Below are 26006 nucleotides of genomic sequence, written 5' to 3'. Positions count from 1 at the left end.
GGCAATCACTGCTGAGCCGGTGGGTTACAATGTGAGGCATAGATCGTTGCTACCATTAGAGGGGACCTACCAAACATTTGTGTTACAATATAAGCGCAAATGTTTGTAAATGTTATTCGAAGGTATGGTATTACCTGCTACATTTGCATAATTTGTAATTACTGGTCGGTTATCCACTTACAATCTGCTAGGGAACTATGTTATAATAGGGAGTAAGAGAGTTCGCCGAAGCAGTGAAGGGAGAGGCAACGATGTATATGCCAAATATGTCCGATAACCCTTCTTCCCTCTCCCATGAGCAAGTTACTGAGGCATATCTAAAGGCTATCCAACTCATTGATGATCGCGTCACACCTTTTTTAGGGAAAGCAACCACGCGTGTGCTGGTGCAGGGCGCCGCGAGACGAGTGGCCGGCAATTACCCTTTTTTGCATTTCCTGGAAAAGATGCCGTATACTGAAGTTGTTCCCGCGATAGTGCGCGAGCAGTTAAGCAGTGTCACACCTATGGAACTTGCAGCCGGTATGGATGCGCTATTGCAGGAATGCTTTGCCGGTTTACAAGAACTGACCGGGGATCTGATCGTGCCGCCACTTCATGACGAGGTGAGGCGCCAGTTGAGGCAGTTACCTTGATAAAGGGATTGGGAGAGCAGCGTGCAGCCAGAATCGAGGGTAACGGAAAGCGCGTATCACCCCCTCATTGAACAAGATGAGGATCGGCTCAGCGCTCTTCGTCACCAGATGGAATTTCTCAATACCATTGGGAAGCGTTTTGTCGCGGCGATTGATCGGTTTCAGGTTCATCGTGCGCTCCTTGCCACTTTACAAGAACTCTACAGTTTCTCGGCCTGTTCCATCCTGTTAAAAGGCGACCCGATAGAACTCTCCATCATTCCTCGTTACCCCCTCAGCAGCACATTTTTACAAGAAATTTTTGCCAAGCTCGCACGTGCCGCCAGTGTGATCGATTTTCCAAAGGTGTCGGCCCCTGAACTGGCCGCAGTTGCCGACCTGGATGCGCCGGATGAATTTAGCTCCTTACATGCCGATGCTGCGCACGTAGCAAGTAGCGTCGGTGATTCCCTCACTATTCCCCTGACCGTGGAGAATCGTATCATTGGCATGCTGAGCCTCTTTGACGAGCGCGAGGGCGCTTTCGATAGAGATCTGCTACAACTCACGACGATGATTGCCGATTATGCTGCTGTCGCCCTGGAGAATGTGCGCCTGCACGAACGCGAGATGGCGCTCTGGCACTCGGCGGAATTGGAACGTCATCGCCTCGAGCGCATTATCAGCAGTATGGCGGAAGGATTGCTGATTACCGATGCGAGGGGTACAATCACTTCCTTGAATCGCTCGGCCCGTGAATTGTTTGCGCAGACGCAAATAGATGTAGAGCAGGAAACTCCAACCTCATTACGCGAACTGGCCGCCAGCAGTAACGTGAGCTGGTTATCTGACCTGGCCGGAATTGTTGAACAGGCCTTGATAGGCAATACGGTGATGAATCGAGAGTTGATCGCCGGTATCAGTGGGGAGAATGTTCCGCTCACGCTGAGTATCAGCGCCGCGCCGTTGCACGATGCAAGTGTCTCTCCTATACGTCCTGTGGGTGTGGTGGCCGTTCTAAACGATATTACCTATCATAAGCAGATCGAAAAACTGAAGGACGAGTTTGTCTCGGTTGTTTCACACGAGCTACGCACGCCATTAACGGCCATCAAGGGTTACACGCAGCACCTAATGCGGCGCATCGAGCGACGCTTACGCGAGGTGCGGCAGGTACAGAAGAAGTCGGGTTCACTGGCTGAGCCGCCGGAAAGCTATGACCTGCGCAGCCTGCATATTGTGCAGAGCCAGACCGAGCATCTCGAGCGGTTGGTGAATGATCTGCTCGATCTTTCACGAGTACAATGGGGGGAGCTGCACCTGCAATATTCCAACTTCCACCTTGCCGATTTGTTGTCAGAGCGCGTGCGACAGGCCCAGGTAAGCGCGGAGCAGCATACTATTTACCTTGATATCCAGGTGCTTGATAGCAAAGTGGTGGCCGATCAGGCCCGTATTAGCCAGGTTGTCGGCAATATCCTGGATAATGCGGTGAAGTTCTCACCGCAGGGCCGGCAGGTAACGGTCAAATTGGAAGAGCAAAATAACGAATACCTGATCAGCGTGATCGATGAGGGCATTGGTGTGAGTCCGGAGTATTTCGATCACATTTTTGAGCGTTTCTATCGTGTGCGCAATACGGCCAGCCGGCAATATTCGGGCATCGGCCTGGGCCTGTTTGTCGCGCGCGCGATTGTCGAGGCTCACGGCGGGCGCATCTGGCTCTCGAGCAATCAAGGCGCGGGAAGCACTTTTTACTTTACATTGCCAAGGGCTCCAAAGACCAGTACGTTGCAGTTAGGTTAATTGCTGGGAACAAACTTAGAAGGCCTGCAATATATCGGTCGGCGTGGAATGAAAGTGGTCGCGCAGGTAGGAGAGACCGAATGCAGTGAAGTGGATGGTGGCCCAGCTCGCGCGCATAGATTGCAGGGTACGCAGGATACGAGCCTCGCCCCACAAAGGATAGCGTATATCACGCAGAGCATCCAGGAAATCCCCGGTACTGGTCAGCAGCACGCCGACAGCAACTACGAGAATTTCGATAAAGGGGTGGTGCGGAATCACGACCGGCTCAGGAAATGTGGTGAACAGGCCGAAGTAGAGTATGCAGCCTGAGACGAGCGCGGGAAACAGGGCCCTGAATATGATGTAGGCGGCGGATGGTTCGGAAAGAAAGAGGGTCGAGATTCCCAGGGGGCCGATGCCCCAACCAATCAAGGGGTCATTGCGCAACAATAGGACCAGCATTTTGGCGACCTCGCACAGCACAATCCATACCAGCAGGAAAGCTATAAACCCCAGAATATTTGTGATATGAATGCCGGTCATCGATGTTGGCATGTCAATTCTCCTTGCACTGAGTGCATCGTAGCCTGGAGAGCAAACAGTTTCGCTTACTTATATTATAACTTTTTTTTACCAATCAGCAACTGTACATTTACTTATTCCAGCCTTTTGCCCCGACTAGAGGGACAAAGACGCAGGTCCCTAACGAGCGTATCTCCGGGCCCCAGGGTGCATGGTGGACGACGAGTAATTCCTGGCGTTCCTGGCTGCCGACAGGTATTACTAAGATCCCCCAGTTCACAAGCTGAGCCAAAAGGTGCATAGGGATTTCCGGGGCAGCTGCGGTGACTAGAATGCGATCATAGGGTGCTGATTCGGGCCGGCCTAATGAACCATCACCAACAAAGATAGACACGTTTTGCACTCCAAGCTGCGATAGGCGCTTAGCTGCCGTATAAGCAAGCTGCGGGAAACGCTCGACGCTGTAGATATGGGCTGCCAACTGAGCCAGGATAGCCGTCTGGTAGCCAGAGCCGGTGCCGATTTCCAGCACACGCTCATGGCCACGCAGTTGCAGGGCCTGTGTCATTAAAGCGACCATCAAGGGTTGAGAGATTGTCTGGCCCATGGCAATGGGCAATGCGCGGTCTTCATACGCGAGACGAGCTTGCGCCTCATCGACAAATAGCTCGCGTGGTGTGCTTGCGATAACGGAGAGAAGACGTTCATCATGCACACCTGACTTGCGGAGTGCTTCTATCATCTGTTGGCGTTGTATTCCAAGGTCTTCAGCCATACCGGACTCTTCCATCCAGCTATATGCCGGCGCCGGGGTTGATAGGTGTTTGCCTGGTTCAATGTACGAAGGACAATGTGCTTGCGAGTGAAAGCTCTTGTTACGTAGTGTAGTTGGCGAAATGGAGATAGTCAAGAGAAGCAAGCAGCGGGGGATAAAAGTGGGCGCTACTGGGCTCGAACCAGTGGCCTCTTCGGTGTGAACGAAGCGCTCTTCCACTGAGCTAAGCGCCCTTGCTGACACATGCAACTATAGCATTAGACAGGGATATTGTCAAGGATTTTACAGAAACAAAAAGCCTATCTATAACGTGCTATTAGTATCTAAATAGATAGGTTTAGACCCCTGGAGGTGGTATGAAAAGCATAATTCCCGGTATACAAGCTGAAGCAATTCGGCAAGAGCCTGTTGAAGTATTGAAAAGCATCGGTTCTGAGGTTCGCACCTCGAATCTTGTTTTTGGAAAGACCGATGCATTAGTGGTGGCACTGGCCAGTTTACAGCTTACACTCCTTGGCCTGCTAGCAGCGTGGGTTCGTAAGCATTTAGTTTCTGTGCAGGACTTGAGGATTACGCATATTTTACAAAAAAAGGATTCTCGTTTCTTACACTATGCGGCGCTGATATGTAGTTATATCAGTAGCCCCAAGATCATGATGCCGATTCAGGTTCCAGTTTCGCTTTTTTTCTGGAAGAAGCACCTGCGTTTAGCTGTGGTCGTATTCGCGGCAAACTCTTTCCTGAACGAGATAATCAAATTGACGATAAAACATTTTGTTGGCCGTCCTCGCCCCAATCCGGCGCTTGTGCGCGTCTATAAAAGAGCGGGCGGTAAGAGTTTTCCCAGTGGGAATGTGGCATCATCGGTCACTTTTTGGGGATGGCTATTTGCCCTGGGCCTTCTACACTTGAAAGGCAGGGCGCAGAAAATTGTGTTAGCTGTCCCGGCCGTGATTATAATCCTTGTTGGCCCTTCGCGCGTTTACCTGGGTGACCATTGGGTAAGTGATGTGCTGGGAGGCTACCTGCTAGGCGGGTCAGGGTTAGCGCTGGCGCTGCGGGCTTATTTGAAGTTGAGGAAGCCATGAACCGCTTTTTTGCAAAAGATGATGCGCTTTAATAAAGTGCGGTGGTAATGGACGTGGGGTCGATCAATCGGCGGTGTGTACGGCGAACCGGCCCCACATCTATCTTCCCAAGGGATGCAAACCCTGCCAAGCCAGACCCTTACCAGGGAAGCTCCTATTGCTCTTCTGCTGTCTTACGCATCGTCGGGAACAGGATTACGTCGCGAATGGACTCTTTATCGGTAAGAAGCATGGTCAGGCGGTCGATGCCAATGCCTAGACCGCCTGTAGGGGGCATGCCAATCTCCATTGCCTCCAGGTAATCTTCGTCGAGCACCTGGGCTTCATCGTCGCCCTGGGCACGCTGGCGCATCTGGTCTTCGAAACGAGTGCGTTGATCGAGTGGATCATTCAATTCGGTAAAGGCATTGCCCATTTCCAGGCCGCCGATGAAGGGCTGGAAGCGCTCGACCATCCCTGGAATCTCGCGGTGATGCTTGGCCAGGGGAGAGATATCCAGCGGATAATCGGTCAGGAACAGGGCCTGGCGCAACACCGGAATGCCGCTGCGGAACATCGCGCTCTTGAGGTCGTCGATCAAGCGACCGCGGCCAACTTTGGGGTCAGCTTCGTAGCCATGCTTGCGCATCTCTGTCGCCAGACTTTCCCTTGTCTGGAAGCGATTGACGTCGATGCCTGTAAACTCCTCGATGGCGTCGAGCAGGCGATAGCGCGGCCAGGGAGGGGTAAGATCAATTTCGGTTCCCTGGTACGTGATGCGCGGCGAGCCCTTTACTTCCTGGGCGATAGAGCAAATCATATTCTCGACCAGATCCATGATATCGTTATAGTCAGCATAGGCTTGATAGCATTCCATCATTGTAAATTCAGGGTTATGGCTGCGGTCGATACCCTCATTGCGAAAATCACGGCCAATTTCATAGACGCGCTCAAAGCCACCAATAATTAAGCGTTTGAGATATAGCTCTACAGCGATACGCAGATATAAATCACGATCTAAGGCATTATGATGTGTGATGAAAGGACGGGCGGTAGCGCCACCATAAAGGGGCTGCAGGATGGGGGTTTCGACCTCGATGAAGCCATGATCGTCCAGGTAACGGCGCATGGCAGAGATCGTGCGACTGCGAATAATGAAGACCTGCCTGGCCTCTTCGCCATTGGCGATCAAATCCAGGTAACGCTTGCGCTGGCGCAGTTCCACGTCCTCAAGCCCATGATACTTTTCGGGTAATGGGCGCAACCCCTTGCTGATGATGCGAAAATCGCGCACATGCAGGGTGCGCTCGCCTCTCTTTGTGGTGAAAAGGAAACCGCTCACCTGCACGAAGTCACCAATATCCAGTAATTTCAGGGTATTATAGGCATCTTCTCCAATGTCGTTAATGCGGAAGAAGACCTGGATGCGTCCGGTGCCATCTTCGATATGCGCGAAGGTAATCTTGCCCTGGTCGCGCATGGAACGGATGCGTCCAACAAGGGTAAAGGAACCCTCGGGTCCTTGCCATTCATCAAAATGTCGCAGCACTTCTGCGATAGTGTGCGTGCGCTCAACGCGGTTGGGATAGGGGTTGATGCCCCGCTCGCGCAACTCGCGCAGGCGCTGTAATCGTATTTCACGTTCTTCGGCCATGTGTTACCTCATTTCTTTGCCAGAATTGTGCCACCTATTGTAACATTGATTTCAGGAATTTGCATCCTCTCTATACAAAAGGTTCAGGGTGAGCTTGTTCAAAGCAAAAACCGACCTGCGGCTGCCTTAAGTGAGCCACAGGTCGGTCGATGGTTTACGAATGTATGCCCAGAAAGCCGGGAGGGTTACTCGATGGAGATAATGGTATATTCTTTCACACCGCCGGGCGTAGATACAATCACCAGATCGCCTACTCTATGGCCCAGCAGTGCTTTACCCACCGGAGATTCATTGGAAATGCGGCCGGCAGTCGGATTGGCCTCGAAAGCGCCCACGATGGTATAGCAATACTCGCGCTCATCGGGGGTGCGCAAGCGAACAACAGACCCCAGCGAAACGACGTCGGTATCAACCTTGCTGATCGGCATCGCCCTCGCCAGCAGTTGCTCAAGCTCCATAATACGCCCTTCCAGGCGGGCCTGCTCGTTCTTTGCATCATCATAGGCGGCATTATCGATGACATCGCCAGATTCCTTCGCATCATGTAGATATTGAGCGACTTCCGCCCTTCTCACGGTGCGCAGGAACTCAAGTTGATTGAGTACTCGTTGTCGTCCGTCATCTGTTAGGAATACGTTCTGTGTCTCCATCTCCTATATTTCCCTTCTACTATGGCAGGGGCTCCTTCCACTACCATAACTTATAGGCCCATCTCTAAAGATAGGTTTTACCTGGCAGCATACTCCAATGTTCCCCAGGTAATACTGATCAATGCTCCTGAATGGTTACGGAGTAACAGCTCTCCATTCTCATCCACATTCTCAGCGATCCCGTTGATTACGGAATCTCCTTGCCGGACGGTAATAGCGCGTCCAAGGGTTGATAATCGGCCTTTCCATCGCTCTCGAAGCAACCGAGCGGAAGGCATAGAAGCTGGCATTTGCGCCGGACTTGTTCCTGCTGCTTCCTGTTGCAAAGCAAGGTAGTCGTTTTCAATATGCTGCAACAGGTGAGCCAGGAGAATCTCTCGGCTGAGCTGGTGACCGCACTCTGTCTCAAGGGTGGTTGCATTGACCAGCAGAGACGCCTGCGAAGAGAGCTTCTGTGACATATCCTGAATATGCCCGTTGACGTTGATTCCTATTCCGACGACGGCAACCACGCGGCCCCAGGGATCACGGCTGGTTTCAATCAAAATACCGGCAACTTTTCGCTCTCCAATGAGAACATCGTTAGGCCATTTGATAGTGGCAGCTATATGAGCGGTTTCAGCGATCGCGTCAACGACAGCAAGCGAAGCAACCATTATGAGCAAGTGAGGCGGGAATTCTGGTCGCAGTACAGTGGAAGAAAGGATATTCCATCCTGGCACATCTACCCACCGGTGACCTTGCCTGCCTTTTCCAGCGGTTTGATTATCAGTAAGCACCACCAGCCCTTCGTCTGGCCTTTCAAAAGCCAGCTGCATAGCCAACGAATTTGTTGATGCTACGGTTGGAAGATAGACCAACCGGTCTCCAACTCCGATCAAATGAGTAGTAAGATGACGCTGAAGAGTTCCTAAAGCGAGCGAAACGCCCTGCACGTTCAACAATCCTGCTTCTTTATGTATAGATTTATAAATATGCGTAAGTGCTAACAAAAACCAAGGGAAATAGAGACGGGAAAAGGTGCCCTATTGCAGCGCAAGCAATGGAGGGGAAGTAAATCGTGGATAAAAACCCCAGAGTAACGGCAATTCTGATTTTGCTATTACTCTGGGGAACGCTGCACAGGTAGGGATTATAAAGTCTTTCAATCTCTGTCGAGAAAGAAATTCACCTACCAGCGGCAGAAAACCAGCTTAACGCCGGTCACCTCTCAACTGGAAGGTGTGGGAAATTACCTCGCTGCCTGTGCAGCGATTACGTTGGTCCATTACACACCACCTCCTTTCGTTGCGTTTATTGTACATTGCATTTCGTTTTCTGTCAAGGTTTTGATGAAAATTCACTGACAGCAAGCAGACATGCAAGTGCGGTCAATTGGCTTGTGAGTTGGGATAAAGCCGACCTCATCATTGTGAATATTTTGTGAAAACAGGCAAATATGGTAGGGGTTTTTTACCTTCTTCTACGCAATTTCCAGGAATTTCGGGATAGGGAATAGCATAGATTGACGCTGGACGCTTTTTAAGACTACACTACGATTAGGAGAAACAAACAAAGGAAGAAAGGACATGCGGACCATGGCAATCGAACGAACACCTCATCCACATATTATTCGTGATTCGGCTATTTACGGTGGGGAACCTATTATCGAGGGAACGCGCACCGGTGTGCGCCATGTCATTCTACTGTTCCAGTCGGGAAAAGACCCCGAGGAAATCGCTAATATTCATCGCCTGACATTGGCACAGGTCTACGATGCCCTGAGCTATTACTACGATAACGATGCCGAGATCGAACACTACATCCACAACGAGACATGGGCATGAATTAAGCGCAGTTTGTTCGTTTTCCTCTTTAAAAAAATTTGCTTTCACGCTATACTATCTATAGTAGGTAGCAAAAATGAGGTATCAGCGACTGGATGGTAGGGTTGGGTGAAGTGAAGCTCCTACGGAACTCCTGTTTCGGTCAGTCAATTAATCAGTATCCAAATCGATTGCAAGGGTGCCTGCTCTTTCACATGGATGCTGTATAAGATTGTACTCGTTAGACGGTTTGTTCGCACTTTTAAAGTAAATAAGCAAAGGAGGACCCAAAAATATGCAGCAGTATATCGATCTGCTTATCGACGCCCTCCTGGACGAGGGTTTTACTGTAGAAGAAGCCAGCAAGCTCATCCAACTTCGCGAAGAGTATGAAGAAAGGCAAGCCACGGAAGAGACGAATTATCATCGTTTTGTACGCTGGCTTGTCGAACATGGCCGGATAAGTGATTGGCGATGAAACCAGTTTCTCCGATTGCAATGGGGTGAGGTATTCTTGCTCACTTGCAGTTGATTTGACCATTGTTGTACAATTGAGACGGCGAGGCGGCAAGCCGCGCCGTCTTCATTTTTCTGATATTCCTGAGTTTTTATTTCTGGTTCACCATACATGCAAGGAGGCCTCTATGAAAGCGGTTGTTATGGCCGGTGGGGAAGGATCGAGGCTACGTCCACTGACGATTCGACGCCCTAAACCAATGGTACCTATCGCCGGGAAACCGGTGATGGAACATATTCTGCATCTACTCAAGCGCCATGGTATCACCGAGGTTATTGTCACCGTCCAGTACCTGGCAAGCAGTATCGAAGACTATTTCGGCAACGGATCTCAATTCGGTATGCGCATTACCTATTCACGGGAAGATGTGCCACTGGGTACTGCCGGCAGCGTGAAAAACGCGGAGGACCAGTTGACCGAGCCGTTCCTGGTCATCAGCGGCGATGCGCTGACGGATTACAACCTGACCGATATCATTCGCTATCACCATGAGAAAAAGGCGCTGGCAACACTGACGCTGGCCCATGTACCGAATCCATTGGAATACGGCGTGATTATTACCAATGAAGAGGGACACATTACGCAATTTCTGGAGAAACCAAGTTGGGGCGAGGTTTTCAGCGATACCATCAATACCGGCATCTATGTGCTGGACCCACAGATTTTTGCATATTTTGAGAAGAATAAACAATACGATTTTAGCCAGGAATTATTCCCCCTCATGCTGAATAAAGGCGATCCCATCTATGGCTATATCGCGAATGGCTACTGGTGCGATGTGGGGAACCTGCCTGAGTATATGCGCGCCAATGCCGATGTGTTGCAGGGACGTGTTGATGTTGAGATACCCGCGAAAAACATGGGCGGGAACATCTGGTGCGAGGAAGGCGTCGAAATCGACGAAGATGCTCAACTGTATGGCCCAATCTACCTGGCACATGATTGCAAGATTAAATCGGGAGCAATCGTGCATGGCCCAAGCACGATTGGGCACTACACCATCCTTGACGAACGCTCGCAGGTAGATCGCAGTATCGTGTGGAATAATTCGTACATTGGCGAACGGGCCGAACTGCGCGGAGCAATCGTTGGTTCCTCAACGAACATCAAGAGTAAAGCGGTTATGTTTGAGGGTTCGGTCATCGGCGATAACTCTATCGTTCAGGAGGGGGCCATCATCCAGCCCAACGTGAAAATCTGGCCGGATAAGGAGATCGAATCCGGGGCTGTGGTCAATAGCAGCATCATCTGGGGGTCGCAGGGGAGGCGCGGCCTGTTCAGCCGCTTCGGTGTGACGGGCCTGGTCAATGTCGATATTACCCCTGAATTTGCCTCGAAGCTGGGGGCAGCTTATGGGGCAATTCTCCCCAAGGGTTCTACAGTCTGCCTGAACCGCGATTCATCGCATCGCACCTCGCGCATGATCAAGCGCGCGATTGTAGCGGGCTTACCCTCTGCCGGGATTAATGTACATGACATTAACCAGGTGCCGATACCGGTAGCGCGCTATTTTGTGCGTACCACCGACGCGGTTGGCGGTGTGCATGTACGGCTATCGCCGCATGACCCGCGCATCGTCGATATCAAGTTCTTTGATCAGAATGGGCTTGACATCAATAAGACGACCGAGCGCAAGATCGAAAATCTCTACTTCCGGGAGGATTTCCGCCGCGTGTACCTGGATGACCTGGGATCAATCGAGGTGCTGGAAAATTCAGATGTCATCAATCCATACATCGACAGCACAGCGAAAGTCGTTGATGCCCAGCTGGTGCAGCAGCGCAGGTTCCAACTGGTGGTCGATTACGCTAATGGTAGTACCGTGCAGATACTGCCGGCGCTTTTCAATCGCCTTGGCTGCGAGGTGATCGTGCTGAATAACAATACGGACGAATCGCGTTTCTCGCGTCCCATGGAAGAAATAGAGAAAGACCTGCAACGCCTGGCAACGATTACCGCGACATTGAACAACGATATGGGCATACGCATCGACCCAGGTGGCGAACGGCTTTCGGTAGTCGATGATCGGGGCCGCATCCTGGACGGGACAAAGATGCTGGCCGTGATGACAAGCCTGTTCTTGCGCAAATATCGCGGCGGGACGGTAGCGGCGCCGGTGACGGCTCCCAATGCGTTAGAGCATATCGCGCAACGCTACGAAGGGCATATCCAGCATACGCGCGTGCAGACCTACGCGATATTGAGCGCCGCGGGACGCGAAGGTGTGGTGCTGGCCGGTGATGGTACAGGAGGGTTTGTCTTCCCGGCCATGCAACCTGCTTTCGATGGCATGCTCGCCGTCATAAAGTTACTCGAGTTGCTGGCGACGTTCGAGATGCGCCTTTCAGAGGTAGTCGATGACCTGCCGTCTTACTACATCAGCAGGACCATGGTGAATTGCCCCTGGGAAAGCAAGGGCAAGGTGATGCGCATCCTGAGCGAGCAATATCGAGACAGGCGCACGAAGCCGATTGACGGCATCAAGATCGATCTAGGCAAAGAATGGGTGCTGGTGCTGCCCGATGCCGACCGCCCATTGTTCCACGTGGTGGCCGAGTCCGTTTCCAACGAACAGGCCCAGGCGCTGGCGGAGAAATACGCGCGCGTTGTGAGCGGCTTGCAACAGTAGTAGCACTCCGACCAGATACACTGTTACAGTCAACTGATCTCATTGTATAGAGGATAGTGCTGACGCGAATCGTCCTATTTAGCATAACTGTGCTGAATAGGACGATTTTTAGCAATCGTTCAATCCTGCTCTCCATCTTTCGGGGGAATACTCGATAGAATGGATGGCCGGTTTGATTGTACGCTGTAGAGAACTGCTCAGAAATCAATCTGAAGGAATAGAAAGCCGCCCGCTAGCCATAGAACTCGGTAAGTGTCTGCACAGGTGGCGCGCTATTATAGTAGGAGCCTACAGCCCAGGCATGGCCGGTGCCGGAAACGCTGGAGACGCCTGTAAGCGTATCACTCGTACCGAGGTTTGGACTGGCCGCAATGCGCCACTTGCTCCCATCAAAGTGCTCGATCAGGGTGCGGGGAAAAACCTGGCTCTGAGAGAAGCTGCCATGTGGAGCATCTCCATTTGAAATGCCTGATTGACCCACAGCCCAGACATCACTGGCGGAAAGAGCAGTCACACTCACCAGGCCATTGTAATTCAAAGCCGACCGGTTTGGGCTGGAGACGACCTGCCAGGTGTTGCCGTCAAAGTGTTCGATCAGCGTTGCTGCATTACTTTGTGGAGGGGTAAATTCGCCCACAGCCCAGATGTCACTGGACGATACGGCTACCACGCCATTCAGCCTGCTGGATGAACCAGGATTTGGACCGGAAAGCACCTTCCAACGCGAGCCGTTCCAATGCTCAATCAACGCCTGTGAATTGCCTTGCTGATTGATAAAGCTTCCAACAGCCACGACGTTGGTAGATGAGAGCGCGGTTACGGCATCCAGCTCATAATACGAGGAGCTGAGCGCGGGGCCAGGAATAACTTCCCAGCTACTGCCATTGTAGTGTTCGATCAATGCCTGGGTCGTCGTATTGCTCGCGGCATAGCCTACAGCCCAGGCATCATGAGCGGAGATGGCGGACACGCTCAGTAACTGGTTGTTGAATGATCCGGGAGATGGACTGGCGATTACACTCCATTGCGTGCCATCGTAATGCAGGATCAAGGTCTGGGGAGGACTATTATACGAGTACCCCACGGCCCAGACATCGTTCATTGTGGTGGCAGCTACGCTATAGAGCTTGTTACTGCTGGGGCCGGGGTTGGGGCTTGGGATGACGCTCCATTGCGTGCCATTAAAGTGTTCCGTTAATGTCATAGGGCTAGGACCATCCTGACCGGAGGAGCCAACCGCCCAGGCATCATTCAAAGAGATGGCAGCAACCGCGAACAGACTATCGTCACCAGGAGGATTGGAGCTAGCAATGATCTTCCAGCTCCCACTACTTACTGGAGCAGCCTGTACCAAATCCCCTTGTGAACAGACCAGCAAGAACAAACCAATCGATAAGAAGAACATTTGCCATAGTTTTTTCATGCTTTTTTCCTTTTGCCGCTTGCTTATTGGCGGCTTTTTTCAATTCATTGTCTTAAAGAGACCTTTTTCAAACGTATTACATACATATGCTGGTACTGGTAGGGGCTTTCCTTGCGGGAGAAGACTGTAAGGCCTGCGGTTGGCCCTACAGGGCAGAGGGATTTCCTGATCTGGTTGCCAAAGATCACCAGGTTCTCCAGCCGTTGCCCTTTCGGATATCAACATTCCGCAGGAATCCTGCATTTGGTTGTCAAGGGTCATCGGGTGTTCTCGTCAGGATTTTGCTGCCGTGCATTATTGAGTATATAGTACAGGGAAGTAAAAAGATGTGAAATAGCTCACAAATTCTTGTAAAAGGAGCAAACGATGGCCGAATTATCAAACAAAGAGCGCGAAAAACTGCCGGATAAAGAGTTCGCTTTCCCGAAAGAACGCAAAGAACCGCTCGAAGATGCGCGCCACGTTCAAGAGGCTGTGGCACGATTCGACCAGGTTAAGGGAGTGACGAACAAGGAACGCGATGAAGCCTGGAAACGCATCCAGAAGGCGGCAAAGAAGTTTAATGTCGAGCTGCAGGAGCAGGATTGGCGCGAACTTTTTAAACGCAATGGGCGCCCGGTGCCCAAAGATTAAGTTTATCCAGCAAGACCCTTGCCGGAGATGTCCAGGGTGAAGGCAAGGGTCATCTGGCTGGTTGCTACTCCAATTGCTCGTCGTCAGCATCGGATACATCAAGAAGAATGTTGTGGGCTTCTTCGACGCTCTGGGAAAGGGCGATCTTCGTTATCAAGTCCTCAAGTACTGTTGGATCATCCACTTGAGATGCCCGAAATTTCGCCAATTGTTGGAGCCGGCGGTCGTGAAAACGCACTTGAACAACCCTGAGCGCGACTTCACGCAGCCCCTCCAGTCTTCCTTCTTCTCGCCCCTTTTCCAGCCCTTTCTCAAGCCCTTTCTCAAGCCCTTTCTCAAGCCCCTTTTCCAGCCCCTCTTTAAGCCCTTCTTCAAGAGCCATTTTTCTGATGTGTTGGAACGCAGGTGTCTCCATTAAGATATCATCCAACATAGCGAACCTCCTGATGAGCCATTGCTGGTCTTCTTCATTGTCAAATGCTAACGACGCTAATCCAAATGTCAACGCCAGTAAATCAGCTTTTGATGCTTCCTCTGATGGCGGTAACCCTGTAATGACATCCTCAATTACTTCTCGTCTCGCACCCTCTTGCGTCAATACCAGCAGAGGAAACAATCCGGCAAGCCCTTTCTCTTTAAGTTCCCTGGTCGGCACCTCCCATAATCGAATCATGGAAAAATCGAATTGATGGATGGATCTACCACCAGGTAGCTTCACTATAAGGAAAGGCTCTTGAAGCGTACTGCATTTTTTCAGATAGATTACGCACGACCAGACAGCAAGTTCATACTGTATTGTCGCACGTACATTGTATTTCCACAACCTCCGGGCCATATCCGGGTCATGGCTACTTTGAAACTCAAGGTGCAATAGAAAGTGTTTCCCATCTTGGGAAATATTAAATAGATGATCTGCGAAGATCGGTTCCGCATCTAATTCGGTTGATACAACGCCATGAAATTCTGCTCCAGGAAAAAGCCATTGCACGATATCACGTGGTGCTTTTCTAAACAATCGCTTCATCTCGCGATCCCAGGGTTTAGGCATAGACACGAACACTCCAATACATCTTTCTTACTGAAGTGTAACATAACGGAAACGGGCTGTCGAGAGTCTTGAACGGGGTTTGAGGAAGGGGTTGTGAAAACGCTCTTGCGCATTGTACAATGAAGGAAAAGGCAGGTTCCTGGTTTCCCGTTCCCACTTCCGGCAACAGCTAATAGGGAACTCCACACGAGAGTCAGTTTTTTTCATGCTTTTCTTATTTTTTAGGAGGTAGCTTCGTTGGCGCATACTTTTCGCGAAATTGATAATTGTGTAACGGCCCCCCAGGGTTTTCGCGCGGGCGTAACCGCTTGTGGTATTAAATCTGATGCCTCGATCAAAGACCTCGCTATCCTTGCCTCGGATGTGCCTTGCATTGCAGCGGGTACGTTCACGACCAGCGCAACAAAAGCGGCGCCTGTGATCGTCTGCCAGGAACATTTGCGCAGTGGTCGCGCTCAGGCGGTGATTGTGAACAGCGGCAACGCCAATTGCGCCACCGGCAACCCCGGCCTGCTCAACGCCTATCGTATGACCGAATTTGTCGCCGCACGTTTAGGTATTGAGAACGAGCTTGTTCTCTGCTCCTCCACCGGCATTATTGGCCGGCAACTTCCTATTGAGAAGATCGAGGCAGGCGTGAAAGCCATCGAGCTGAGTGCTGACGCGGGCAATGCCTTCTCAGAGGCGATTCTGACGACCGATACGTGCCCCAAACGCATCGCGCTGGAATTTGAGATCGAGGGGCGTAGTGTGCGACTGGGCGGCGTAACTAAGGGCGCCGGTATGATTTACCCGAATATGGCGACCATGCTCTGCTATCTGACGACCGATGCCGCCGTCGAACATGGATGGCTGGAGGCAGAATTGCAGGCAGCCGTCGCGGAGACCTTCAATATGATCTCAGTGGATGGGGATATGTCGACAAATGATAGCTGCATCCTGTTCGCCAACGGTCTGGCCGGCAACACACCACTCAACGCGCAGCATCCAGAGGCGGAGACATTCCGCGCCGCGTTGCGGCATGTGACGCAGTACCTGGCAATCGAGATGGCTCGCGACGGCGAGGGCGCAACGAAGCTGATGACGGTGCATGTGAAAGGGGCACGACATAAAAGCGATGCTATAAAAGCGGCACGCGCGGTCACGCTTTCACCATTGTGGCAGTGCGCGCTGGCCGGAGGAGATCCCAACTGGGGACGCATTGTGGCCGCGCTGGGAGCCAGTGGTTGCCAGCTTGATACGAACAACTTCGACATCTTCATCGGTGATGTGCATATCGTACAGCAGGGGCTGGCCGCTCAATACAACCAGGACGATGCGCGCGCGGCTATGGCGGGCAGCGAAGTCACTATTTCTATTGACCTTCACCTTGGCGACGGCACAGCAACCGCATGGGGCTGTGATCTGACCCATGGCTATATTGATGAGAACACACTCTATACACGTTAGTTTTTAAGAAGTAAAAGTTTGACCGGTGAATAGTAGCATTTTCAAAGGAGAAAATCGACATGACAACAACAGACGCGAAGACAGAAGTGAACAAGCGCGACTGGGTGACGCTGGAACACAAATATTATCAGAGCGCCTTCAAACGCCAGCCTGTTACATTTGTACGGGGCGAGGGGACGCGTGTCTGGGATGCTGATGGGAAAGTGTATCTCGATTTCGTGGCAGGCATTGCCGTCAATGTGCTGGGGCACTGCCATCCTGCCGTTGTGCAGGCGGTACAGGAGCAGGTAACGCAGCTTATACACGTTTCTAATCTGTACTATAATACACGCCAGATTGAACTGGCGGAGCAGCTTGGCCTGTTGAGCAGCGGCATGCGTTCGTTCTTCTCCAACAGCGGGGCCGAGGCCAACGAGGGGGCCATCAAGCTGGCACGTAAATATGGACGCCTCCACCGTGATGGAGCTTTTGAAATTATCAGCATGGAGCGCAGCTTCCATGGGCGAACGCTGGCTACAACGGCAGCTACGGGTCAGGCATACTACCAGGCGACCTGGGTGCCGCTGCCAGATGGCTTTAAACAGGTGCCATTTAATGACCTGGAGGCGCTGAAGGCGGCGACAAGCAAGAAAACGGTCGGTATTTTGCTGGAGGCGATCCAGGGCGAGGGCGGTATCTGGCCTGGGACGCAGGAGTTCATCCAGGGTGTGCGCCAGTGGTGCGATGAGCAGAATCTGGTGATGATTTGTGACGAGGTACAGGCAGGCATGGGCCGCACCGGCAAGTTCTTCAGCTGGGAACACTACGGGGTTGTGCCGGATATCGTGACGATGGCGAAAGGCCTGGCCGGAGGCATTCCGATTGGCGCGATGCTGACCGGACCGCGCACGGATGTCTTCGCTCCTGGCGATCACGGTACGACTTTTGGCGGGAACCCTGTTGCCTCTGCTGCCGCGATAGCAACCATCAAAACCATCCTCGATGAAAACCTGATGGAGAATGCCGCGAAGATGGGCAATACCTGGCGCGGCAAGCTGGAGCAATTCTGCGCGAAATATCCTTTCATCGATAGTCCGCGAGGCATGGGGCTGATGCAGGCGGTCAATGTGAAGCATGAGCTTGCCCACGCGATTGTGCAACAGGCGCTCGAACACGGTTTGCTGCTCAATGCGCTTGGCCCAAACACCTTGCGCATCGTCCCGCCGCTGATTGTGAGCCAGGCAGATGTTGACGAGGCGGCAGATTTACTGGATAAGGCGCTGGCGGACGTGGCACAGATGCCGGTAGCGAACGAGTAGAAGTTCAGGCCTCCCCATGTCATTCTGAGCAAGTAAGCCGAAGCCCTGAGCGCAGCGAAAGGGAAGAAGCTCCGTGGTCATGGATGCAGATTCTTCGCTGCGCTCAGAATGACATGGGGGGAGCAAGTGCTTCTCATTTTGCTGGTGAAAATTCATTATCAAGGAAAAACTTCACTATCAGTTCCCAATGCCTCGTTATAAAAAGCGGCCACGCGAGCTACATATCCGTCCAACAGGGTATTGAATGATTGCGCGTGGTCGGCTCCTGGCACCAGCCATGCCTGGATACAGGAGCCAGTGGCGGTGCAAGCAGCAAGTTCATGCATATGCGATGGGGAAATATAAAGATCCTCAGCGCCATGAATAAAGAGGACCGGGCGCGGCACGAGGCTGGCTATTACATCTACCGGACGGATGGCATAATAATTTGCGCCGTAAAGAATTTTTCCGGCGAGCAGCGCTCCTGGCGTAAATATGCGTGGAAGACGACTATTGCGGGGGATTTCGCGTTCAAGAATGGGAATGATATTCGAGTACGCGCTATCAGAGACAATAGCGCGAATAGCAGGCTCGCGAGCCGCGGCTAACAGCAGCGTCGCACCACCCATGGAGACTCCCCAACCACCGATGACGCGCGGACGCCCCAGTTCAGGATAAGGCAGCGGCCCCGATTGCAAGAAATCCACCGCGCCCAATACGTCGCGCTGTTCAAAAAAGCCCAGCGTGAGCGGCGCGCGGGTCGATTCGCCTGAGCCGCGCATATCAAAGGCAAGCACGGCAAAGCCCTGGCGCGCAAGATGTCCGCTAAGTTCCAGCAAGCCAGCGTCTTTATCAGCACGGTTGGTCCGGACGCCATGCACCATAATGATGGTTCGCCGGGTAGTCAGGCTGCCATCAGGCAATACGCCGGGAATAAACCAGCCATGGATTTGCAGGTGATCTTCCCGGCTGGGAAATGTCACGTCCCGGTACTCCAGACCCAGCGAATCCGGGGTGCTGTGAGGCAAGACATGGGGCGCATAGGCCAGTTTCTTCGCGATCAGCAATGAGATGGCGGCATAGCCGGAAGCCAGCACCCCTGCGACCAGCAATGGGACAGCGAAGAGCCAGGGTGAGCGGTGTTTTTTACCACCTGCTCCAGCGAGAGAAAGCGGACGCGAGGGCATAAATATCTCCCGTAATTTATGGTGATAATGCGAGTAATGAACGCAAAGATATAGAATACCTCCTGCAATGTAGCATTCTTGTGATAAAAAGGCAAGCATTCATTTCAACTTCCCCAGGGCAAGAACTGATTCGTGTACAATGCATCGAAGTTCAGGCTATGGATTGGCTTGCCGGAGGCATCATCGACGCCGTTGGAGTTCAACATGAATTGTGGATAGCCGTGCCAGGCCGATGCATCCTGCAAGCCCCACTTGCGACCGGGCTCGGCGTAGCGCGGGCTGAGAAAATTCTGGCTCGCGAAGACCAGCCCGGGATCAGGAAACGTCCCGTTAGCATTTTGATCGAGCAACATTTGCGCCGATTCTTTGGGGTGCGCGCGCGCGTATTCGTAGCCACAGGCGGTAGCCAGCATGAATTTACGCAGCAACTCCGGCTTCTGCTGAATCTCGGTTGGGCTGGTGATCAGGTTTGGCGTGTAGTAGTCGGGGATGCCATAGTTGATGATCGGAAAGACGTTCAGTTTGTAGCCCTCGCGCTGCGCCTGGATGACTTCCCAGCTCTCAAAGACCCAGACGAAATCGATGCGGTGCGATTCGAGCGCCTGCATCGCATCGACATCCAGCGTCACGCTCTTAAATTGCCCGGTTCCACCATCGTGCTTAATAATCTCGCTCACCACCGCCGTTTCATAGGGAGCGCCAAACGCGCCGTAGGTTTTGCCGTCGAGGTCACGCGGCCGTGACAGGCCAGAACTTGCCAATGTTACCAGTGCCGAGGTGTTATGCTGGATGATGGCGGCGATTGAAACTACGGGCTGGCCAACCGCGGCATCGGCGACAATGCCTTCTGTTGAACTGACACCCACATCGGCCTTGCCTGTGCTTACCAGCACATCGGGCGAGACACTGGCGGAATAGGGCAGCAGGTGCAGGTCGATACCCTCAGCCTGATACCAGTGCTGGGCCAGCGCAACATAGATGCCGGTATGGTTTGTATTGGGTGTCCAGTCGAGAGCAAGGCTCATGCCTGTGAGATTCTGTGTTGACGGCGTATCGAACTTTGTCAATGCCGCACACTGTGGCTCCAGCGTTCCAGAAATGGGTTGTGATTGCTTTACGCCTGATCCGGCGGCATACTGTTGCCAGAGGAAAGCGCCGGCAACGACGATGACCAGGAGTGCAGGTATGCCAATACTCAAGAATAAACGTGTGCGCCTGTTCATAAGCGACCTCCTCATAACTCACATCGTGCGCGCGATTGCGCCATGATACCAGGGAAGAGCAATACGTTCGATCAAAGATACAAGGCCGAAGAGTAATAGACTGAGTATCGCCGTCACCAGAATGGCGGCAAAGACCTGGACGGTGGCAAAAGAATTGGCTTCAAGCTGCAAGTAGATGCCAAGGCCTTTTGCCGCACCCACGTACTCGCCGAAAATCGCCGCGGTCACGCTATATGTCGCCGCGATGCGCAGGCCGGAGAAGAACGAGGGCATCGCTCCGGGCAGGCGTACCAGCCACAGCATTTGCCAGCGTGTCGCGCGCATGCTACGTAAGAGCTTCATCAGTTCAGGCTCGGCGCTTGCCAATCCATCGGCACATGCTACGGCTATAGGAAAGAAGCTGTAGAGAGCGACGACGAGCACTTTGGGGCCGATATCGTAGCCGAACCAGATGAGCAGGAGCGGCGCAAGGGCGATGATGGGAATGGTCTGCGACGTGATGAGCAATGGATAGATGGCCCGCCGCATCCAGTTGGAGGTATCGAGCATGATCGCCAGCGCCAGGCCAACCACAGTGGCGGCTACCATGCCCAGGACCGTCTCTAGCAAGGTTTGTATGGTGTTATCGTAGATGACGCCCCAATTGTTGATTAACCCTTGCACAATGGCGATAGGAGTGGGCAGCACACGGGGACTGATATGCCCTATGCCGGCATAGAGTTCCCAGATTGCTAACAACGCTACGGCCAGCACGAAAGCGGGTCCATAGCTGGCTATCCAGCGCAGTTTCATAGACGTTGCTCCTTCATCAGTAGCGCTACCAGGTCTTGCTCCAGTCGCACGGATTGCTCGAGCGCGAGATGTTCAGTTTTGCGCGGGCGCGGGAGATCAACTTCTACCACGCGCAAAACGCGGGCCGGGCGTGCGCTCAGGACATAGATGCGATCGGAGAGCAAAATTGCTTCACGTACATCGTGCGTGATAAAGAGGACGCTGGAATGGAACTCGTTCCAGACGTTGAGCAGCCACATTTGACTTGCCAGCCGGGTGAGCGCGTCGAGCGCGCCAAATGGCTCATCTAATAGCAGGAAGGAACGGTTGAACAGTACCGTGCGCAGGAGGGCTACGCGCTGGCGCATCCCGCCGGAGAGCGTTGCGGGGTAGCTCTCCGCAAATTCAGCCAGTCCGAAGCGCTTGAGCAGCTTATATGCTTCCTGGTGTGCTTCCTTACGCGGCACATGGCGCACATCCAATCCCAGCAGAACATTCTCTTCGACGGTCCTCCAGGGAAGGAGGAGCGGCTGCTGGGGCATGTATCCAGCCTTGCCTGCTCGGGAAGTATTCATTTCTCCATCGATGGCAATCGTGCCTGAAGTGGGTTCTTCTACGCCCGCGATGATGTTAAACAGCGTACTCTTGCCACAGCCACTCGGCCCGATGATCGAAACAAATTCTCCCCCGGCAACGGTCAGGTCAATACAATGCAGCGCCTCCAGTTCTTGCCTTCCATGATGAAATGTTTTTGTCACCTCCTGCACCAGCAATTTCGGTGCATCCATGTTATTCACCGTCCTTCATGAGCAATTCCCTATTCCTGTTCCCAGGATGCCAGAGCAATAAAAGAGGGGTGCCGGCATATGCCAGCACCCCTGAGATGAGGACTTCTTCAACGTGATGTTGCTGTCCGTCCCTGCGCTGGCATTATCCAGATCAGGTTCAACCGGTCGGTGGCGACGAAGTAGGCCACCCTCTCAGCCTGGCTTTCCCAAGCTCCCTGGCGAACAAGATACACGTTATTTATGATGATTAACGTACTATATTGACACTATGAAATATAACACACGACATGGCAGCTTTGCAAAACGGTTTTCTGCTTTTTTACTTCAATCGAAATTATGAGGCCAAATTTCTTTCATTTTGCTCGGCTCTATGTTATACTATTTCAGCTTTTATATCGTTCTCTTTGCTTATTTCGACAAGGAGCCAATATTGTGAGCCAGAATCCTAACTATAACCCCTACAATCCGAATCCTTCGGATCCCAATCAGAATCCTGGAACATCATATGGTGCGCCACCTCCGCCTCCACCTAACCAGGGTTCCAACCCCAATTACAATCCGTATCCTGTTAATCCGCCAACACCCGGACCAGGGGCGCCGCCTCCGCCCAATACGAATTACGATCCATACAATCCGTACCAGGCGAATCCCACAACGCGGGATACATCGGGGCCAGGATCGAATCCCAATTATTACCCCTACGGTTCAAATGACCCGACGGTGGTAAATTCACCTTCGAATCCGAACTACGCGCCTTATCAGCAGCAGCCATCTACGGGGGTACCTCCTATTCCGCCTGTTCCCTCGGCTCCTCCACCGCGCCCGCGTCGCACAGGTCGCATTCTGGCAATTATAGCAGGCGTAGTGGTGCTGCTCATTATCGTGGGCATCATTTTCGCGGTAGCAGCCAATAACAGCGCGACAACCGCTCATACGAACGCGACGGCCACCGCCAATGCCCAGGGTACGGCGCAAACAGCAAATAGCGCCGCCACCGCCAATGCCAACGCTACGGCGAACGCGAATGCCACGGCCAGCGCTGCCGCAACAGCAACGGCATCTGCGGGCGTGAACCCTTATCCGCCTGGAGGTGGAACATTAGCCATCAACGATCCATTAACCGATAACAGCCAGGGCAATAACTGGCCTGATGATGGCAAGGTTTGCACATTTACAGGCGGCTCTTACCAGATATCAGAATCGCAGACCGGCTTTGTCCAGAACTGCACTACCCAGGCGAAGCACTTCAGCGATTTTGCCTACCAGGTAGAGATGACCGTCAAGCAAGGCGATGGAGGAGGAGTGGTTTTCCGCGCCGATGATAGCGATACCCATTATTACTACCTCGGCGTCTACCTGACGGGCAATTACGAGTTGGATAAGGTCGATCCCAGCGGATTTCATACCATCGGCAAGGGCAGCAGTTCAGCCATCAAGACGCAGTTGAACCAGGTCAATGTTATCGGCATTGTCGCCCAGGGAAGTACTATCGACATCTATATCAATATGCAGCACCTGAATACGTTCACAGATAGTACGCTAGTAGCGGGTCGCGTGGGAGTTGCGGCTGAAGATGTCAGTAACTCAACGGTGGTTGATTTCAACAATTTAAAGGTGTGGATACTATAATCCAGGTCTGGAATCTGGAGCGGTAAGATGGGTAAGTAGGGCTGGCAATTTATGGCCAGCCCTACTTACCCATTTTTTGTCTGGAGATGAGCCAGTGGACTGCCTGCAACAGCAGCACTGCCACGACTCCTGAAGCGACTATTATCTGTGTCACCCTGGCGGGATCATACATTGGGTGAAACCTGGCGCGACCATCTCTCACCTCAACGTATCCTGCCGGGGTTATTTTAACGGTTTCCCACCCGTGGGCCGATAAATCGGCGCTGGGCGGGATCAATCGGCCCCTACCCTCCGAGGCAGAAGCGGTGGCCCAACGCGCCCTGGCAAGGGGAATCACGGTGATGCCCTCTTTTTCTATTGGCTCACCGAATATTGTTCTGGCCCTCACACTGCCGGTTATCCTACGAGCAAGGCGTTTAAGGATATTCTTGCCGGTTGCGGAACGCTCAGGCCACGTTTCTTGTGAACTGTCGGTACTCATTGGATGCAGTCTCCGTTGCTGTGCATTCGAGATTCTTAATAGTGTAGGGTACAACTTTTGTGAGGGGAGACGCAAACGGAACCAATCTATGCCAGAGCCCAGCCACACTTCATATTTTCAATCCTTCCGCTCCTGTGCTATACTCTTCAAGGGCTTGCGATATTCTACTGGTTAGTCTAAAAGGGGCATGTATGGCATTAGAATCGTTGCAGAATGGACGATACCGGCTACTGCGCCTGATCGGACAAGGTGCGATGGGTAGAGTCTACCTGGCGGAGGATACACGCATTGACCGGCAGGTAGCGATTAAGGTGATCTCGACTGAGATCGGCGCGTATCCCGATGACGATGCGACGAGAGATGCCATCCGGCTCTTCCATCGCGAGGCTCAGACGATAGCCAAACTCAATCATCCCCATATTTTGCCGCTCTTCGATTTTGATGAGGCAAGCTCAGATGGCTCTACGCCGACTTATATGGTCATGCCTTTCTGCACGGAAGGATCGCTCAAGGACTGGTTGAAGCAGCGCCAGGATATGGGGCCGCTTGCGCCGCAAGATGTTGTACAACTCATACGCCAGGCAGCCGGTGCGCTCCAGTATGCGCACGACCGGGGCATTATTCACCGTGATGTCAAGCCGGCCAATTTTCTTATTCGCAGCAACCGCGATAACCCTAACGTTCCTGATCTGCTGCTGGCCGATTTTGGCGTTGCTAAAATCACGGCGGCTGCAACGCGCAGCAGTCAATCTGTGCGCGGCACCCCGATCTACATGTCGCCCGAACAGTGGAGTGGCGCGCCTGTACCGGCCACCGATCAATATGCGCTGGCGATCATGGCTTTCGAACTGCTGACCGGCCGCTCTCCTTTTCAGGGTAACACGAATCAGATCATGTACCAGCATCTTATGGCCCCGCCGCCGCCGCCCAGCACCATCAATCCGGCCCTTCCGACAGCGGTAAACGCGGTGATACTACGCGCGCTCGCCAAAGACCCTGTGGAGCGCTATCCTTCTATCACCGAGTTTGCCCGCGCATTAGAGCAGGCACTGTTTCCCGATCCCGCGTTCCAACGCACAATCTATGCCGCGCCGCCTGCAGCCTCACCATCTTTACCAGCTTCACAAGGCACAGTTCGTAGACCGGATTACTCATTCACACCCATGCCTGTGCCTGATCCCGGAATCAGTAAGACCCAGGCCATTCCAGGAAAGCAATCCGGGTTCTTTCGAGCAAGAACCTTTGTGATTCTCGGGCTGATCCTGCTATTCATATTTGCCGGTACCGGGCTAGCAGTGGCGCTTCTGCATCAGAATGGAGGCGGTAAGGCCAATCCGCCTACTGCTACAACGAACGGCAATACCACCAATGTCAATGCTACGGCCACTGCCAACGCTCATGCCACAGCGACAGCAAACGGCAACGCAACCACGCCTGGCGGCACTGCCACGCAGCCCACGCTACCGCAGACGCAAAATCCCTACCCGCCACATACAGGAACGCTGGTACTTGACGATCCCATGCGTGATAACAGCAAGGGGTACCAGTGGGATATATCGGATATCGCAGGTTCGGGTAGTTGCAAGTTCATCAATAATCAGTATCATGCCATTCAGAATTCTGTACTCGGCGGCATTACCAATTGTCATCCTGAGACCAACGTGCCACCGCTTAGCAATCTGACATTCCAGGTACAAATGACTATTGTGTCGGGCGACGCGGGCGGAATTGCATTTCGCGGTAACCAGTTAAATTTCTATTTTTTTACAATTGGCAGCGATGGATCGTATGAACTTGCTATCGCTAATGGCGATAACTTTCCCTCGCCACTGCAACAGGGATCCAGCTCGTACATTCATACAGGATCAGGGGCATCTAATGTGCTGGCGATTGTCGCAAACGGAACCTCTATCAGCCTGTATGTGAATAATCATTTGCTCGTTACCGTGGCCGATAACACCTATAGCTCTGGTCAAATTGGAGTGGTAGCATCCGAGAGTCTTGGCAATAGTGCTACGGCCGACGTTATATTCAGCAACGCGATGGTGTGGAAGATATAGCTTGTGTCGATTTCAG

23 protein-coding genes, 1 tRNA gene and 1 riboswitch are annotated in these 26006 nt (G+C 52.6%); of the genes, 11 read left to right on the top strand and 13 right to left on the bottom strand.

The window, feature by feature from the left end; translation table 11 throughout:
- The first annotated feature begins 251 nt into the window (after window positions 1-251).
- Window positions 252-635 (top strand): hypothetical protein, encoded by a 384-nt coding sequence (locus VFA09_18825; GenBank protein ID HZU69338.1) that lies wholly within the window; start codon window positions 252-254, stop codon window positions 633-635.
- A 21-nt stretch (window positions 636-656) separates the two neighbouring features.
- Complete coding sequence (locus tag VFA09_18820; protein ID HZU69337.1) at window positions 657-2420, top strand: ATP-binding protein; 1764 nt, start codon at window positions 657-659, stop codon at window positions 2418-2420.
- 15 nt (window positions 2421-2435) lie between these two features.
- Here VFA09_18820 and VFA09_18815 read toward each other — a convergent pair whose 3' ends face one another.
- The 3 genes from VFA09_18815 to VFA09_18805 all read right to left on the bottom strand — a co-directional run bounded on the left by VFA09_18815 (window position 2436) and on the right by VFA09_18805 (window position 3932).
- Window positions 2436-2957, bottom strand: coding sequence for a hypothetical protein (locus VFA09_18815; GenBank protein ID HZU69336.1), 522 nt, complete (start codon window positions 2955-2957; stop codon window positions 2436-2438).
- Between the two features lie 97 nt (window positions 2958-3054).
- The gene (locus VFA09_18810) at window positions 3055-3699 is read right to left on the bottom strand and encodes a protein-L-isoaspartate(D-aspartate) O-methyltransferase (protein ID HZU69335.1); all 645 of its coding nucleotides are present in this window, start codon (window positions 3697-3699) and stop codon (window positions 3055-3057) included.
- 161 nt (window positions 3700-3860) lie between these two features.
- Window positions 3861-3932 (bottom strand) — tRNA-Val (locus VFA09_18805).
- A 123-nt stretch (window positions 3933-4055) separates the two neighbouring features.
- On the opposite strand from VFA09_18805, the gene VFA09_18800 reads away from it, so the two are divergent.
- On the top strand, window positions 4056-4787 hold the full coding sequence (locus tag VFA09_18800; protein HZU69334.1) for a phosphatase PAP2 family protein: 732 nt from the start codon (window positions 4056-4058) through the stop codon (window positions 4785-4787).
- A gap of 154 nt (window positions 4788-4941) precedes the next feature.
- Here VFA09_18800 and lysS read toward each other — a convergent pair whose 3' ends face one another.
- The 3 genes from lysS to VFA09_18785 form a co-directional block, all read right to left on the bottom strand.
- Window positions 4942-6420, bottom strand: a complete 1479-nt coding sequence (gene lysS, locus VFA09_18795) for a lysine--tRNA ligase (GenBank protein HZU69333.1) — start codon at window positions 6418-6420, stop codon at window positions 4942-4944.
- 185 nt (window positions 6421-6605) lie between these two features.
- Entirely contained in the window at window positions 6606-7070 is a 465-nt protein-coding gene (gene greA, locus VFA09_18790) for a transcription elongation factor GreA (protein HZU69332.1), read from the bottom strand.
- Between the two features lie 77 nt (window positions 7071-7147).
- On the bottom strand, window positions 7148-8005 hold the full coding sequence (locus VFA09_18785; protein ID HZU69331.1) for a biotin--[acetyl-CoA-carboxylase] ligase: 858 nt from the start codon (window positions 8003-8005) through the stop codon (window positions 7148-7150).
- A 642-nt stretch (window positions 8006-8647) separates the two neighbouring features.
- Here VFA09_18785 and VFA09_18780 point away from each other — a divergent pair.
- From VFA09_18780 to VFA09_18770, 3 genes are all read left to right on the top strand, one after another.
- A complete protein-coding gene (locus tag VFA09_18780) occupies window positions 8648-8896 on the top strand; it encodes a DUF433 domain-containing protein (GenBank protein ID HZU69330.1) in 249 nt (82 codons plus the stop codon).
- A 274-nt stretch (window positions 8897-9170) separates the two neighbouring features.
- On the top strand, window positions 9171-9353 hold the full coding sequence (locus VFA09_18775; protein ID HZU69329.1) for a hypothetical protein: 183 nt from the start codon (window positions 9171-9173) through the stop codon (window positions 9351-9353).
- Between the two features lie 166 nt (window positions 9354-9519).
- A complete protein-coding gene (locus VFA09_18770) occupies window positions 9520-12021 on the top strand; it encodes a mannose-1-phosphate guanyltransferase (protein ID HZU69328.1) in 2502 nt (833 codons plus the stop codon).
- A gap of 232 nt (window positions 12022-12253) precedes the next feature.
- Here VFA09_18770 and VFA09_18765 read toward each other — a convergent pair whose 3' ends face one another.
- Window positions 12254-13444 (bottom strand): hypothetical protein, encoded by a 1191-nt coding sequence (locus tag VFA09_18765; protein HZU69327.1) that lies wholly within the window; start codon window positions 13442-13444, stop codon window positions 12254-12256.
- Between the two features lie 366 nt (window positions 13445-13810).
- On the opposite strand from VFA09_18765, the gene VFA09_18760 reads away from it, so the two are divergent.
- Window positions 13811-14077 (top strand): DUF6582 domain-containing protein, encoded by a 267-nt coding sequence (locus VFA09_18760; protein ID HZU69326.1) that lies wholly within the window; start codon window positions 13811-13813, stop codon window positions 14075-14077.
- Window positions 14078-14141: 64 nt separating this feature from the next.
- Here VFA09_18760 and VFA09_18755 read toward each other — a convergent pair whose 3' ends face one another.
- The gene (locus VFA09_18755; protein HZU69325.1) at window positions 14142-15125 is read right to left on the bottom strand and encodes a hypothetical protein; all 984 of its coding nucleotides are present in this window, start codon (window positions 15123-15125) and stop codon (window positions 14142-14144) included.
- Window positions 15126-15362: 237 nt separating this feature from the next.
- Here VFA09_18755 and argJ point away from each other — a divergent pair, with 237 nt between their 5' ends.
- Both argJ and VFA09_18745 read left to right on the top strand, forming a co-directional pair.
- A complete protein-coding gene (gene argJ, locus VFA09_18750; protein HZU69324.1) occupies window positions 15363-16574 on the top strand; it encodes a bifunctional glutamate N-acetyltransferase/amino-acid acetyltransferase ArgJ in 1212 nt (403 codons plus the stop codon).
- A gap of 59 nt (window positions 16575-16633) precedes the next feature.
- Window positions 16634-17872: an acetylornithine transaminase gene (locus VFA09_18745; GenBank protein HZU69323.1), complete on the top strand. Its 1239-nt coding sequence runs from the start codon at window positions 16634-16636 to the stop codon at window positions 17870-17872.
- A gap of 158 nt (window positions 17873-18030) precedes the next feature.
- Here the strand turns inward: VFA09_18745 and VFA09_18740 are convergent, their stop codons facing one another.
- The 4 genes from VFA09_18740 to VFA09_18725 all read right to left on the bottom strand — a co-directional run bounded on the left by VFA09_18740 (window position 18031) and on the right by VFA09_18725 (window position 21820).
- Window positions 18031-19038 carry an alpha/beta hydrolase gene (locus tag VFA09_18740; GenBank protein HZU69322.1) on the bottom strand — a complete coding sequence of 336 codons (1008 nt, stop codon included), beginning with the start codon at window positions 19036-19038 and terminating at the stop codon, window positions 18031-18033.
- A gap of 104 nt (window positions 19039-19142) precedes the next feature.
- Window positions 19143-20261 carry an ABC transporter substrate-binding protein gene (locus VFA09_18735; GenBank protein ID HZU69321.1) on the bottom strand — a complete coding sequence of 373 codons (1119 nt, stop codon included), beginning with the start codon at window positions 20259-20261 and terminating at the stop codon, window positions 19143-19145.
- 18 nt (window positions 20262-20279) lie between these two features.
- Entirely contained in the window at window positions 20280-21053 is a 774-nt protein-coding gene (locus VFA09_18730; protein HZU69320.1) for an ABC transporter permease, read from the bottom strand.
- Window positions 21050-21820 (bottom strand): ABC transporter ATP-binding protein, encoded by a 771-nt coding sequence (locus VFA09_18725; protein ID HZU69319.1) that lies wholly within the window; start codon window positions 21818-21820, stop codon window positions 21050-21052. The genes VFA09_18730 and VFA09_18725 overlap by 4 nt, the downstream gene beginning before the upstream one ends.
- A gap of 111 nt (window positions 21821-21931) precedes the next feature.
- Window positions 21932-22048: riboswitch (TPP riboswitch) on the bottom strand.
- 204 nt (window positions 22049-22252) lie between these two features.
- Here VFA09_18725 and VFA09_18720 point away from each other — a divergent pair.
- Window positions 22253-23449, top strand: coding sequence for a hypothetical protein (locus VFA09_18720; GenBank protein HZU69318.1), 1197 nt, complete (start codon window positions 22253-22255; stop codon window positions 23447-23449).
- A gap of 61 nt (window positions 23450-23510) precedes the next feature.
- Here VFA09_18720 and VFA09_18715 read toward each other — a convergent pair whose 3' ends face one another.
- Window positions 23511-23930: a hypothetical protein gene (locus VFA09_18715; GenBank protein HZU69317.1), complete on the bottom strand. Its 420-nt coding sequence runs from the start codon at window positions 23928-23930 to the stop codon at window positions 23511-23513.
- 191 nt (window positions 23931-24121) lie between these two features.
- Here VFA09_18715 and VFA09_18710 point away from each other — a divergent pair, with 191 nt between their 5' ends.
- On the top strand, window positions 24122-25990 hold the full coding sequence (locus VFA09_18710) for a serine/threonine-protein kinase (GenBank protein ID HZU69316.1): 1869 nt from the start codon (window positions 24122-24124) through the stop codon (window positions 25988-25990).
- Window positions 25991-26006: the final 16 nt, after the last annotated feature.

This window comes from Ktedonobacteraceae bacterium (assembly GCA_035653615.1).
GTDB lineage: Bacteria > Chloroflexota > Ktedonobacteria > Ktedonobacterales > Ktedonobacteraceae > DASRBN01.
This window is presented reverse-complemented; position numbering and strand designations above follow the sequence as displayed.